Source organism: Paenibacillus sp. FSL F4-0087 (assembly GCF_038020215.1).
In the GTDB taxonomy this organism is placed as follows: domain Bacteria; phylum Bacillota; class Bacilli; order Paenibacillales; family Paenibacillaceae; genus Paenibacillus; species Paenibacillus taichungensis.
Map to the genome: position 1 here is coordinate 5,347,073 of NZ_JBBODJ010000001.1, position 14,140 is coordinate 5,361,212.

Annotated in this window: 14 protein-coding genes; 11 read left to right on the plus strand and 3 right to left on the minus strand. The window is 43.7% G+C overall.

The window, feature by feature from the left end; genetic code table 11:
* The first annotated feature begins 4 nt into the window (after positions 1-4).
* The 7 genes from MHB84_RS24625 to MHB84_RS24655 all read left to right on the plus strand — a co-directional run bounded on the left by MHB84_RS24625 (position 5) and on the right by MHB84_RS24655 (position 8,204).
* Entirely contained in the window at positions 5-1,093 is a 1,089-nt protein-coding gene (locus MHB84_RS24625) for an acyltransferase (RefSeq protein WP_076289045.1), read from the plus strand.
* Between the two features lie 179 nt (positions 1,094-1,272).
* Positions 1,273-1,833 carry an AAA family ATPase gene (locus tag MHB84_RS24630; RefSeq protein ID WP_076289046.1) on the plus strand — a complete coding sequence of 187 codons (561 nt, stop codon included), beginning with the start codon at positions 1,273-1,275 and terminating at the stop codon, positions 1,831-1,833.
* A 21-nt stretch (positions 1,834-1,854) separates the two neighbouring features.
* Complete coding sequence (locus tag MHB84_RS24635) at positions 1,855-2,160, plus strand: hypothetical protein (protein ID WP_076289047.1); 306 nt, start codon at positions 1,855-1,857, stop codon at positions 2,158-2,160.
* Between the two features lie 741 nt (positions 2,161-2,901).
* Entirely contained in the window at positions 2,902-3,741 is an 840-nt protein-coding gene (licT, locus tag MHB84_RS24640) for a BglG family transcription antiterminator LicT (protein ID WP_063563219.1), read from the plus strand.
* Between the two features lie 366 nt (positions 3,742-4,107).
* Positions 4,108-6,018 carry a beta-glucoside-specific PTS transporter subunit IIABC gene (locus MHB84_RS24645; RefSeq protein ID WP_076289048.1) on the plus strand — a complete coding sequence of 637 codons (1,911 nt, stop codon included), beginning with the start codon at positions 4,108-4,110 and terminating at the stop codon, positions 6,016-6,018.
* Between the two features lie 34 nt (positions 6,019-6,052).
* On the plus strand, positions 6,053-7,495 hold the full coding sequence (locus MHB84_RS24650) for a 6-phospho-beta-glucosidase (protein ID WP_076289049.1): 1,443 nt from the start codon (positions 6,053-6,055) through the stop codon (positions 7,493-7,495).
* Positions 7,496-7,805: 310 nt separating this feature from the next.
* Positions 7,806-8,204 (plus strand): RidA family protein, encoded by a 399-nt coding sequence (locus MHB84_RS24655; RefSeq protein WP_076289050.1) that lies wholly within the window; start codon positions 7,806-7,808, stop codon positions 8,202-8,204.
* 121 nt (positions 8,205-8,325) lie between these two features.
* Here MHB84_RS24655 and MHB84_RS24660 read toward each other — a convergent pair whose 3' ends face one another.
* Positions 8,326-9,486: a S8 family peptidase gene (locus tag MHB84_RS24660; protein WP_076289051.1), complete on the minus strand. Its 1,161-nt coding sequence runs from the start codon at positions 9,484-9,486 to the stop codon at positions 8,326-8,328.
* 219 nt (positions 9,487-9,705) lie between these two features.
* On the opposite strand from MHB84_RS24660, the gene MHB84_RS24665 reads away from it, so the two are divergent.
* From MHB84_RS24665 to MHB84_RS24680, 4 genes are all read left to right on the plus strand, one after another.
* Complete coding sequence (locus MHB84_RS24665; RefSeq protein ID WP_083678905.1) at positions 9,706-10,227, plus strand: GNAT family N-acetyltransferase; 522 nt, start codon at positions 9,706-9,708, stop codon at positions 10,225-10,227.
* 182 nt (positions 10,228-10,409) lie between these two features.
* On the plus strand, positions 10,410-11,270 hold the full coding sequence (locus MHB84_RS24670; protein WP_076289052.1) for a Cof-type HAD-IIB family hydrolase: 861 nt from the start codon (positions 10,410-10,412) through the stop codon (positions 11,268-11,270).
* Positions 11,271-11,301: 31 nt separating this feature from the next.
* Entirely contained in the window at positions 11,302-11,562 is a 261-nt protein-coding gene (locus MHB84_RS24675) for a hypothetical protein (RefSeq protein ID WP_083678887.1), read from the plus strand.
* Between the two features lie 314 nt (positions 11,563-11,876).
* Positions 11,877-12,059 (plus strand): YjfB family protein, encoded by a 183-nt coding sequence (locus tag MHB84_RS24680; RefSeq protein WP_024630505.1) that lies wholly within the window; start codon positions 11,877-11,879, stop codon positions 12,057-12,059.
* Between the two features lie 102 nt (positions 12,060-12,161).
* Here MHB84_RS24680 and MHB84_RS24685 read toward each other — a convergent pair whose 3' ends face one another.
* Positions 12,162-12,899 carry an HAD family hydrolase gene (locus tag MHB84_RS24685; RefSeq protein ID WP_076289053.1) on the minus strand — a complete coding sequence of 246 codons (738 nt, stop codon included), beginning with the start codon at positions 12,897-12,899 and terminating at the stop codon, positions 12,162-12,164.
* Between the two features lie 71 nt (positions 12,900-12,970).
* Positions 12,971-14,020 carry a zinc-dependent alcohol dehydrogenase gene (locus MHB84_RS24690; protein WP_076289054.1) on the minus strand — a complete coding sequence of 350 codons (1,050 nt, stop codon included), beginning with the start codon at positions 14,018-14,020 and terminating at the stop codon, positions 12,971-12,973.
* Positions 14,021-14,140 lie beyond the last annotated feature (120 nt).

The window sequence follows — 14,140 nt, forward strand, 5'->3', positions numbered from 1 at the left end:
TATTATGAATCAACCGGTTAATCGGCCCCGGCGTATTGAGTATCTGGATCTCTATCGTGCTTTTGCAATTATGGCAGTGGTCGCCATTCATGCGACTTCAACAGCAGTTGCACATTATCCCAAGCACACGTTGGATCATAACTTTTATTATTTTTGGAACAGCTTTTTGCAATTCGCCGTACCTGCATTTTTGTTTCTGTCCTCATTGGTGTTGTTCTACAATTACAGCTCCAAGATAAAGGAACAGGGCTGGATGCCCGCTTTTTATAAAAAGCGATTATTTTATGTTTTTGTGCCTTATCTGGCCTGGTCACTCATTTATTTTATCGTCAAACAATGGCTAGCAGGCAAAGAGCCTCTGGCACATGTAAAGCAGTTCTCGGGGCAATTGTTAACCGGTACTGCACATACGCATTTATATTTTTTTCTGATTATTTTGCAATTTTATGTGGTTTTTCCACTGCTTCTTTCGTTAACACGTTATCGTGTATTTAATCGATATTTACCGCTGTTCTTTATTGCGGCGCAGGCTGTTTTCTACGCGCTACATTTGCAGTTTCATTTCTCACGGATGGGAAGTTTGCTGCCCAGTTACCTGATTGTTATTGGATTCGGTGCCTGGATTGGGTTGAACTTCGATGCGGCATTGAAGAAATTGTTCTCGTACCGTTATGTGCTGATGGCTGCATTGTTGAGCGGAGGAGCAGTGTTTATTTACGGTAATACTTATATAAAAACGGCTTTCGCCGCAACTCCGGCGCTAACCTATACGTTGCTATTTCTATTCCGTAATCTGTTTACCCTCTCGGCCTGCTTACTCTTGTTGATCCTATGTGAACGGATGGGTGCATGGAAACAGAATGGATCTTATCGGACAACTCGTATTCTGAACTCTTTGGGTACGGTGGCGTTTGGTGTATTTTTAATACATCCGTTAGTGCTCTTGTTCTGGAGAAGAGAACTCACCGTGGAACTCGCCCCACACTTCAGTCTTGGCATTATGCTGTCTTATGTAGTGGCGATTTTGCTCTCATGGATTATTGCCATGGGACTCCGACGAATGAAGTGGGGATGGGTTCTGATCGGACGTTAACGTTGGGCAGACTATGAAACAATGGATTTAAAGTAAAACCGAAGAAGAGATTTCAAGCCCTGAACATTCAGCGGATGGCTTGAAATCTCTTTTTTATTTGTGCAATAGGCGTTATTATGGACTAATGTCCAGAAAATTCAAGTAATGGTATACATATCGCTGATGTCAGGAGTGATGGGATGAAGTTCATCATTATTTTTGGTCCACAGGCTGTGGGGAAAATGACGGTGGGTCAGGAATTGGAGAAGATCACCAATCTAAAATTGTTTCACAATCATATGACGATTGAACTGGTTTCACCTTATTTCAGTTATGGTACACCTCAAGGAAAGAGACTTGTTAATCTGTTCCGTCAGGAGATTTTTGAAGAAGTAGCGAAGAGTGAGCTGCCCGGTTTGATTTTTACATTTGTGTGGGCATTCGATATGAAAGAGGATTGGGAGTACATTCGCAAAGTCAGTGCGTTGTTTGAGTCCAGAGGTGCAGAGGTATGTTATGTTGAACTGGAGGCTGAACCGACGGAACGACTGGAGCGTAACAAGAGTCCACATCGGCTTCTGCACAAAGCAACGAAGCGTAATGTCGAATGGTCAGAGCAGGATCTGCTTTCGAGTATGGAGAAATATCGATTGAATTCCGAGCCTGGAGAAATTACGCATGAGCATTATATTCGGATTAATAACACTGACAAGAGCCCGAAAGACGTGGCACAGCTAATCCAAGATCGATTCAAACTGTAATTTAAAGTGGAGGGGAAAAGCATGTATATGATTTTGGCTTTAATAGTAGGATTTGTTCTGTGTCTTCTGATGCCATATGGTACGATTCTGGCAGGCGCGATTATATTTGCACTTGTTGCAGACAATTATCGTCAGACCATGAGTATGCGCGAGGATATTCGATCCATTAAGCATCATCTAGGATTGATGCACAAGGGCGAAGCGGAAGAGTACCAGATCGATAAACAGTTAACGGATATCGAACACTTGAATTCGGACCAGTTGAAGATCATTAATCGAAGAATCGAAGCAGAGCTGGAGAAGGAAAGCAAAAAGAATAAATCATGATCAAATGACTGCACGAAAATGAAGAAATAGAGTGCCAATGGATTCGAGATTTTATATCTTTATAAGGATTGGCAAGGTACGCCGTTGATTGATGAGAGTTATGGGATGATATTTACGTCTGCAAAAACGCGCGAAAAGCGTGACGAAATAAAAATAATTATTTTTTTGTATGCAATTTTTCATCATTCGGACACATTAAGTCCTTCTCTACGGAGGGCTTTTTTGTTTATTTATGATCCGAATTCTACAGGATTTTAAGAAGAATATAATCAAAAGTATAGTAAATAAGTGCAAACACTTTTTGTCTGCAATGATATGGATGCACTCATGAATGTAATTATAAACCTCAGTTTATTAATGGTCGAAGTGGCAGGCGAGTAGTAGGCTTTCTGATACCGATTGGATACAGACAGGTATTGAAATTCTGGATTTGGAGCTCTGGGTACAAGTATAATTCCATGGATAAGTCGTCATGCTAAGGAAATGCTTATATTGGGAAGATTTATAGATACAGAATGATTACTTCCAAACAGAAAAAAATACAAAGCAAATATACAGTATCATTTATGCATTCAGGAAGTGATTTGTTAGGGATAAAACATCATCGATTTTTTTGTTGCACAATGTAGAAAAATGTAATACCATGAACGCAAATATAGTTAACATTGAAGTGAAATGGGCAAGGCCAGTGACCTCATGGAAGGCACGGTTTGCCTTTTTCTGTATATTGGAGTGGATAAAGTGAAGATCGAGAAGGTGTTAAACAATAATGCTGTAGTTGCGATTAAAGACGAACGCGAAGTCATCGTTATTGGCCGGGGAATTGCTTTTCAGAAGAGAGCCGGCGATGAGGTGTCGGAGCAGCATATTGATAAGATATTTACTTTACAGAATGAAAATATTCAGGAAAATTTCAAGGCATTAATCGCGAGCATACCGTTGGAATACATGAAAGTGTCTGAAGAGATTATCGCCTATGCCAAGCTGAAGCTTGGGAAAAAGCTAAACGAGAGCATCTATCTGCATCTGACGGATCATATTCATTTTGCCATTGAACGTTATCGTAACAATCTGCCTATCCGTAATGGACTGCTGTGGGAGACCAAGCAGCTCTACAAAGACGAATATGAGGTAGGGCTGGAAGCGTTAAATATGATTTGTGATCAGTTTGGTGTACTTTTGCCTGAAGATGAGGCGGGGTTCATGGCACTTCATTTTGTAAATGCAGCACTTAACGAAGAGATGCCTAACATCCGAAGCATGACTCAGGTCATGCAGGAGATTTTGACGATCATCAAATATCATTTCAAAATGGACTTTGACGAGAACTCGTTGAATTATTATCGATTTGTGACTCATCTGAAGTTTTTCGCCCAACGGCTGGTAAAAGGCAAGCATTATAAGAGCAACAACGACGATGAGTTATTTGAGATGATTCAGAAAAAGTACCCTGAAGCGCACAAGTGCTCGGAGAAGATTAGAAAATTCATTGAAAATAACTACACGTATCAACTGACTAACGAAGAAATGATGTATTTAACCATTCATATTGAACGCGTAGTGCATGCCACTTCAGAGTAACGATATTACAAAATAAAGATTCTTAAAAAAACGCTTGCAAAAGGTTAGAAGTTATTATATTATGAATCCATAAAGTAAGCGCATACATCAATCGGATTGTAACTGTTCAATCAGGCAATTCCGATACTTCCGACCACTTTGGGTCCGTAAAGATGGGTTGCAACTTACTTTAAGATGAAGTTGTTAATGCTACAACTGAATATCGCTGTGTACAGCCTTACAGGGTTGCAACCGTTAAGGGCAAAACCTGAATTGCTGAATATCACGACTTGTTTCCGGATTTTCCGGTGCGTTGTGTATGTTCAGTAGTTCAGGTTTTCTTTGTTTCACAAGCATCGGGAGTCTACTTAGAGAGGGAGAATTACTATGAACTACGATCAACTGGCCAAAGACATCTTGTCTGGTGTAGGCGGAGCTAAAAACGTAAACAGTGTATTCCATTGCGTAACGAGATTACGCTTTAAACTTAAAGATGAAAGCGTTGCTAAAACGGAAGAGCTTAAAAATCTGCCAGGTGTCATTACCGTCATGCAGAGTGGTGGACAGTATCAGGTCGTAATCGGCAATGAAGTGCCGGATGTATATAAAGCTGTTGTAAAGGCAGGTAATCTGCCTGCTGAGGGACAGGTTCCTGAAGATCAGGATAGTTCTGGTAACAAGGGTAGTTTGTTCGGTCGTTTTATCGATATGATCTCTGGTGTCTTCACGCCGCTGCTTGGCTTACTGGCTGCAACAGGGATGATCAAAGGTTTTACAGCCATGTTTTTATCCTTCGGATGGATAGCGGACACATCAGGTACGTACCATCTGCTGAATGCAACGGGCGATTGTCTGTTCTACTTCTTCCCGGTATTCCTTGGTTATACGGCCATCAAAAAATTTGGCGGTTCACCGTTCCTCGGTATGGCGATTGGAGCTACACTCGTATATCCTACGCTGTCCGGTTTGACTGCGGGTGATCCACTGTATACGTTGTTCGCAGGTACATTATTTGAATCACCAATTCACATTACGTTCTTGGGTATTCCTGTAATCCTGATGAATTATTCATCATCGGTTATTCCGATCATTATCGCTACATTCTTTGCAGTGAAAATAGAGAAATTCTTCAAAAATGTTATTCCTAAAGTGGTTAGTACGTTCCTGGTTCCATTCTTCACACTGCTGGTTATCGTTCCTGCAACATTCCTTGTAATTGGTCCAATATCCACATGGGCAGGTCAATTGATTGGTGCAGGAGCAACAGGCATCTATGAATTAAGCCCACTCGTTACAGGTTTGGTCATTGGTGGTTTGTGGCAAGTGTTTGTATTGTTTGGTCTTCACTGGGGACTCGTACCAGTTATGCTTCTTAACCTGAGTACGTCCGGAGCTGACCCAGTGGTTGCAATGTCTTTCGCTGCTTCCTTTGCCCAAATTGGTGCGGTACTTGCTGTTATGTTAAAAACCAAGAATGCCAAATTGAAATCATTAAGTATTCCAGCTTTCATCTCGGGGATCTTTGGTGTAACTGAGCCAGCCATCTATGGTGTGACACTTCCACTGAAAAAGCCATTTATCATGAGCTGTATCGCAGGTGGTATTGGAGGCGGAATTCTAGGGTTATTCGGATCGAAAATGTACATGTTTGGCGGACTTGGCGTATTCGGCTATCCGACCTTCATCAACTCAAAAACAGGCGTTGATTCCGGATTCTACATGGCTCTTGTAGCTACAGCGGTTGCATTCATCCTTGGTTTTGTCCTTACGTATGTTGTTGGTTTCAAAGACAAGGCAGATGCAGTTCCAGCGCCAACACCTGTACTTGACCCAAACCCGAACAACAGATATGAAATTTTCAGCCCAATGGCTGGTGAAGTGGTTGAACTGAAAGAGATCAATGATGTTACCTTTGCAGGAGAGCATATGGGTAAAGGGATTGCGATTCGTCCAACCAGTGGCAGAGTCGTATCTCCAATCACGGGTGTCGTACAAACGGTATATCGCACCAAACATGCCATTGGACTTGTCACTGATGATGGTGTTGAGATGCTGATTCATATCGGACAGGATACCGTGCAATTGAAAGGTCAGCATTTCACAGCTCATGTAAAAGATGGCGACCGCGTTAATGTGGGCGATCTGATCATGGAATTTGATCTGCAAGCGATCAAGGATGCCGGATATGAGACAGTTACACCGATTATTATTACGAACACGTCCAATTATCTGGATGTAGTAGGTACGAAGGATGCATCTGTGAAAGAGAAAGACAAATTGCTCACAGTGCTCGGTTAAGTGAACGTTCATTATGGATAGGAGGTAGACGTGAATGTATGAAAAATTAACAGCCTTCCCGGAGAAATTTCTCTGGGGAGGAGCAACGGCAGCGAACCAGCTTGAGGGAGCCTATCTTGAAGGTGGCAAAGGGTTAACTACGGTTGACCTGATTCCCACGGGGGCTAATCGCTTCCCTATTGCTTTGGGAAATCTCGATTCATATGAGCCCAAAGATGGAGAGTTTTATCCTTCGCATGAAGCGATTGATTTTTATCATCGATACAAAGAAGATATCGCACTATTTGCGGAAATGGGATTCAAGTGCTTGAGGCTCTCTGTAGCCTGGGCGCGGATTTTCCCTAATGGCGATGACGCTGAGCCGAACGAGGCGGGATTGCAGTTTTACGATGATGTCTTCGACGAATTGTTGAAATATAATATTGAGCCTGTGGTCACAATCTGTCACTTTGATGTCCCTGTACAACTGGTCGAAACGTATGGCGGATGGAAGAACCGTAAGATGATAGGTTTCTTTGAGACTTATGCAAAAACATTGTTCGATCGTTACAAGGACAAGGTCAAATATTGGATGACGTTTAATGAAATCAATATGCTGCTGCATCTTCCGTACATTGGAGCGGGTATTGTTCTTCAGGAAGGTGAGAATAAAGAGCAGGTTCTCTATCAGGCAGCGCATCATGAATTGGTTGCTAGTGCTTTGGCTGTGAAAGCCTGTCACGAGATCATTCCAGGTGCACAGATTGGTTGCATGCTGGCAGCAGGCATGGTTTATCCGTACACTTCCAATCCAGATGATGTATGGAAAGCCATGGAGCAGGATCGGGAGTCGTTCTTCTTTATCGATGTTCAGTCCAAAGGAGCGTATCCTGGGTATACGAAGCGTTTCTTCAGAGAACATGAGATCGTGATTAATATGCAGCCGGAAGATGCAGATATTCTCATGCAGAATACAGTTGACTATATCGGATTCAGTTATTACGCCAGCCGCTGTACAAGTACCGATCCGGAGATTTTGAAGGATTCGACCGAAGGCAATGTGTTTGGCTCAGTGAAGAATCCGTATCTTCAAGCTTCCGAATGGGGCTGGACGATTGATCCGAAAGGTCTTCGAATTACCTGTAACCAGCTGTATGACCGCTATGGCAAACCATTGTTTATTGTGGAAAATGGACTTGGTGCAACGGATGTGTTGCTCGACAATGACACCGTTGAAGACGATTACCGTATTGATTATCTGAATCGTCATTTTGCCGAGATGGCTGAAGCCATTCAGGATGGGGTTGAGCTTCTGGGTTACACGAGCTGGGGACCGATTGATCTGGTCAGCGCAGGTACTGGGGAGATGAAGAAACGGTACGGTTACATTTATGTAGACCGGAACAATGACGGAAGCGGCACACTTCGCAGAGTGAAAAAGAAAAGTTTCCATTGGTACAAAGAGGTTATTGCCAATAATGGGGCGCAATATTTTTAACTCCAGGTGTAGTCCCTTACGTATACACAAAGAGCAGTCTCGTTGACACAGGATTGCTCTTTGCTTATGAATGATGAATTTGACTCATGATTTGTTTCATATATAATGAAAAGATCAAGAGAATCTTGTCACTTAAGAAGGGAGGAGCATCCAATCATGAAGAAAAAATCACTTGCGTTTATATCTCCGGGATATGGATACTCCACTGCTGTCTTTTTCTAGAATCTATTCCAAGGGAGAAGTGTGCCCAAATGAGGAAGAAAACTAGGGAATATCGCAGAAAAATCTTAAGAATGACGAGGTAATCAACATGAAAACCGACAAAATTACTAGAAAAAATCCAGCTAATATGCCAGCTCCTGTAGGACAGTATACGCATATTACAAGAATTCCGAGGAATGCAGAGTTGTTCGTGACGTCGGGTCAGATTGGAGCAGATCGTAGTGGACACTTTCCAGACAGTCTGAATGAGCAAGTCACGAATACATTCAATAATATTAAAACAGTACTCGAATCCGAGCAGTTAGATGCTGAACATATTATCAAAGTTAACGTATGGGCGACGGAGAAAATCGATTGGGATTTCTTATACGCTGAGTGGGGACAATTATTCAGCCATGATTATCCTGCGATGACAATTGGATATATTACGGAGTTGGGTCTACCCGAAATTAAAATTGAAATCGAAATATGGGCAGCAAAAGTGTAGAACCAAATAAAATTAATAAACCATGGAGCTTCGATAGAAGTCCCATGGTTTTTTTGATTTCTTTATTCGTGAGAAATGGAAGTGGCGATGATCCATGCCATTACGAGTGAATGTAATTGTGTTATGGCACTTGCAGACTCTGATAGGCATTCAGTCTCCCATACGTCCAGTACACACCAGAGCCGGATACGGGATCGGATGCGAAGCATAGGGCATCACGAATCTGCGCATTAGTTTTCCCGCGTGCAGCGAGTAATGCAGCCACTCCCGCTACATGAGGAGCCGCCATGGACGTTCCGCTTAGATAGGCATAGGAGCCACCCAGGTATGTGGACAGAATCGTATCACCTGGTGCAGCCATATCAACCCACGATCCATAGTTTGAAAAATTGGATTTGAGGTCGGAAGGATTGGTTGAAGCTACCGCAATGACGTTTGGATAAGAGGCAGGTACAATCGGATACGAAGTATTATCATTACCTGCTGCCGCGATGATGACAGCACCCCGATCCCATGCATACTGCACGGCAGCCTGAAGAAAAGCTTCTCCCGTTGGCCCACCAAGACTCAGGTTAACGACTTGAATACCGTTGTTGGCCGCGTAAACAAGTCCGTTTCCGACGTTACCCGTTGTACCTTGTCCATTGTTATCCAATACACGTAGCGGGACAATCGAAGCGAGCGGTGCCACACCAGCAATGCCAACTCCGTTATTGGTTATCGAAGCTGCAATTCCAGCTACATGAGTGCCGTGCCCATTACCATCTTCGGGAATATTATCATAATCAATGTAATCGTATCCGGGAAGGATCTTGCCAGCAAGCTCAGGGTGGTTTAACTGCACGCCAGTGTCAATGATCGCGATTTTGACCGAGCTGTTACTCTGGGAAATGTCCCAGGCAGCGGGAGCATTGATTTTTGGCAGGTTGTATTGGTAAGGAAAAAACGGGTCATTTGGCGTAAACGATGCCTGAAGGTAGTAGTTCGGTTCAACATGCTCGATGAGCACATGGTCCTTGTAGTGCTTTAACATACGCTGCATTTTCTTTCTTGATTCAATGCGATACCAGCCCAGATCTTCATACGTTTCGGCTACGTTACATTTTGCTTTTTTATGCAGAGTGTACATCTCGTCGGCTGTCGTACCTTCCTTGAACTTGATTAACAGCTGCTTGGGTGCGTGGGGATGAAACTTTTTGGTTGCAAGTTTATCTTCCACATAACGATAGATGAACCCAATTGCCAGCAGTGCTGCAGCAGAGATTCCAAGCGATAACCACATATGTTCTTCCCCCTCGAAGTTGATTGATGACACGCCTTATCGTATGCGATCCCTATCAAATCGCGCGGGCTTTCTTCTATTTTGGTTAGTCGTTTAGATAGATTGATAGGAAGAGCTTATATCGGTAGAATTGTAAGCAGAGAGCGAACTTGCGGTTAGTTGGGTTCGTATACGGAGCTGAAAACGGGCTCGAATCTAAGGATAAGGAATGTGGATTTTGTGACACAGCTTCAGGCCGTACCGAAAGTGATAGCTATTCAAGAGCACCAAATCTATGATGCAATTGATTTTGCCATGCGTGTCCGCAAAGAAGTATTTCCAAAGCTGGATCATGAGGAGTTACCTGTAGATCTGGAGCAATTCAAAGAACATTATCTGGATTCAGCCGATGCTGTATTTCTGGTTGCTGTCACCGAAGAAGAAGAGATTGTGGGTTCCATTGGCATCCTGCCTTATGATGGGCGTATCGAAGTTGTGAAAGGACGATATCCTGAACAGTCTGCCGCCGAAATTGTGAAATGTTATGTGGATCCTAAATATCGCAGATACGGTATTGGTTCACTCCTCGTAAGAGAACTGGAGAAAGTGGTGGCGGAGCTGCACTACACAACGTTGTATTTGCATACACATCGCTTTTTGCCTGGAGCCGTGGATTTCTGGAAACGTCAGGGATATGTGGTTGTTATGGAGCAAAACGATGATTGGCAGACGGTGCATATGGACAAATTGGCAAGTAAATGACCATTTTAAATGCTAATTTGTGTTAATACAGGCTCGAATTTGGGAGCAAGCAAAGGGATCAGCCTATGGAGATGTTTTTTGACTCAGCCTCACAATTAGACTGGGGAAGTATAGTGAAATAGGTATCTGGAATAGAATGAATACTTTAACGCAGGCAAGATACATGATGGGGGCAAACGCAGATGAGTACAACGAATCGAAAAATTGTTTTTATAGATATTGATGGCACATTGGTAGATGATGACGGCAACATTCCGGTGTCCGCACAACAGGCGTGCAAACAGGCACGTGAAAATGGACATCTGCTCTATTTATGTACAGGACGATCCAAGGCGGAAATCTACGATTCTATATGGGAAGTAGGATTTGACGGTCTGATCGGTGCCGGCGGTGGCTATGTTGAGTTCGGTCAAGATGTGCTGTATCACAAAAGGGTAACGGCAGAAGATGTACGGCATATGGTCGAATTTTTCAATGAACACCAGATTGACTTCTACCTCGAATCTAATTCGGCCTTGTACGCCAGCTCCAATCTTCAATCTCATCTGGAACGTCGCATCTATGGTGATATAGAGAATGATCCCGATGCCAGAGCGAAAAAAGAACAAAAGCCACATCCGTTTATTGCTGGTCTGACGTATGGTGAAGCCGATTTATACAAGGACGACGTAAACAAAGTTTGTTTTCTGGAAAGCTCCACGATTCCGTTCGATCGAATCAAGCAGGAGTTTGAAGGCAAATTCGAAGTCATTCAGTGCACGGTACCTATCTTTGGTGAAGGAAGCGGTGAACTGATGATTCCGGGCATTCATAAAGCCATTGCTATTGCAGATTTATTGGAGCATCTGGGTATGTCACGTGAAGATACACTCGCCATTGGGGACGGCATGAATGATGCGGAGATGCTGGAGTATTGTGCTGTAGGGATTGCGATGGGTAATGCCAAGCCGGGTCTCAAAGCCATTGCAGATGATATAACTGGAACTATTGAAGAAGATGGCTTGTACCACAGTTTTGTGAAATATGGATTGATTGAGTCCTAATCAGTCTTAAACGAGTAAAGAGGTGAAACCAATGTCGGAAGGAATAAAAGTTGAGCTGGAAATTAGTGCATTCGGTCAGGAAACAGTTCCATCGTATGATGATTCTTTTCGTAAACATGAGATCGCAAGAACTCGTATTTTACCTAAAGAAACAACATTAGCGCAACTGGAAGAGATGGTAAAGGAATTGATGGAAGAGATCAAAGGGGATTTTCAGCAACCGGAACAGTTATTAGCCAAAGTCACCCTGAGAGCCAAGGAAACAGATGGGGTATTGAAATACTTAGGTTAGGAACTCTTTTCATAGAAATGTTCTAGACTCCTGACAGGACCCAATAGATAAATCCACCAAATAACCCGATACAAACTCCGGCAATGACTGAAAAAAGAATAACAAATTTTCTCCCGTTCATAAGCAACCCTCCTTCATGATTTTAACATATACGTATTAATAGATGTTTTGTTTTGCTATAGCATCTTCGAAAGGATTGGAAGAGGGCGAATGTTAAGCTTTTGAACATGAAGGAGAGAATTACATATTTCCTCCCATCTGACCGATATAAAATAGGTATGCCTATTGACCAGAAAACGAAAGGAGTGCAGAACATGGATATTGCAGCATTATCAATGGCTATGAGTCAAGTCTCAGTAGCGCAGTCGGCGAGCTTGCAAGTCATGTCCATGTCGAAAGACATGGCAGAGCAGCAAGGTCAGCAACTAACAGAAATGTTAAAGTCGGTTCCGGCTCCTCATCCCAATCTGGGTGGAAGTCTGGATATTTCGGTCTAGACGATATTCGAGTTTGTGTTATCGCGTTAAATTTGCAGCAAGCAAAACCCAAATAGCTCCAATTCCAAGGAATTGAAGCCATTTGGGTTGTTTTTTTTCGTGTTAGTTTATTTCCGACAAGCTTGGCGATCGGCCTTCCAACGGAAGTGTATCTTTCAGCGTCCATAACTCATCGTAACTGGAAATCTGAAAATCGGCTTTGGATAAGTCCTGGTCACCTGATCCCGGATTGCGGTATCCGATGCAGCGCATACCTGCACTTTTGGCGGCCTGAACACCATTGCGCGAATCCTCAATGACAAGACAGTTCGATGGGGATGCTCCAATCATCTCGGCTGTAGTCAGGAATATATCCGGAGCCGGTTTGCCATTCGTGACTTCCTCACCTGTCATTCGGACCTCGAAGTATTTTCCAAGTCCGGTCTTGTCCATGATCAGATCGATCAGTGCACGTGGAGATGAAGAAGCAACGGCTATCGGAATGTGCTGCTCATGCAGCCAGCTTAACCAGCGTTCTACGGAAGGCATGGCTGTCAGCTTCGGGTGAGCCAGCATCGTCTGCATCACATTATGTTGATGGTATGCGAGGGCTTCTTCCACGGTAGCTGTTAACTGGTGCTTGTCCAAAACTTGCCGCCACATCGATTCCAGCGTGACTCCAACATAGGTGTGATGTTCTTCCTCCGTCATTTTTGCGCCAAAATGGGCAAAAGAGCTGCGTTCAATCTCGAAATAAATCGGTTCGCTGTCAATCAGTACGCCATCCATGTCAAAAATGACCGCCTGAATGCTGTCATTCTTTGACTCTCCCAGCCCGTCAAACTCCTTGTTTGCTACCATGTTGTATTCCTCCTCCAGGATTCTGTAAGCAATTATCTCTAATTTATCTCAATCATGATTAACTTGCTACATTAGATACTGGAACCGCTGGATTGCAGCACCACTTTGATGGCATGTGAAGAAGCTTGAAGTGTACGCCCCTGAATATCGCAGCCAAGCGTGCGGAATGCCTCTTCGTAATCCTCCAACGGGAACGAGTGGGTGATAATTTTTTTCGCCGGGATAATCTGTTGCTCTATCATGTAGTGTGCTGTTGCGAAAGTTCCCAGGGAGTCGATGGAGCCAATGATTTTTAGACTGCGGTCCACAACTTCCTTGGGATTGAACGATGTGTTACCATCTCTCAGACCGACCAGCATGAGATAACCGCCGCTGGCGAGTTGCGAAAGCACTTGTGTACCCACGACGCCTGTCGTATCCACAATCATATCAACCTGATTGGTTGTGGGTGCCAGTGATTCTATCGCATTTTCAAAGGATGAATGAACCTCCCAACGGTCCGGTGCAATCGAACCTGCAATAGCCAAGCGTTCTTCCGAGATATCGACGAGACAGCCAGTGACGCCTTTGGAAGCGAGGGCATAGCTGTATAGAATACCAATCGGCCCTGCGCCGAGGATAATTGTTCTGAAATTCGGCAGCAGCTGGATCTGATTAATGCCTGTAAGCATGCAGCTCAGCGGTTCAGTCAATGTAGCTTCCTCATAGCTCACATGGTCCTTCAATTTATACAAAAAGCGGTCCTCTGTTACATAATAATCCGTAAATGTACCATCAGCACTCACACCGGTCTCTGTAACCGACTTATGTGTACAGTGATTTTGTCTGCCTGTTCTGCACATGTCGCATTGCCCGCAATAATAGGTAGGATCGATGACAACCCGGTCTCCCGGTTGCAGTGTTGTTACAGCTGTGCCCACAGCAATGACTTCCCCGGCAGACTCGTGACCAAGTATGACGGAAGGAACCGCATGATATTTACCGCTGACAATACCGAGGTCGGTACCGCATACACCCGTTGCCCGGATTCGAACCAACACCTGGTTATCTCTCGCGATTTCCGGAACAGGCCGTTCCTCAAGCGCTACATCCCAAGCCGATTTGTATACCAATGCTAACATGTTAAAACCTCCTTATAATAATATGAAATGTAACTATAGCGATTCATTTTAAAAACAGTTTCTGACAAGATACGAAAGTAGTGAAGGGGACGAAATCGATTCTGAAGAAGCGGAGCGTTC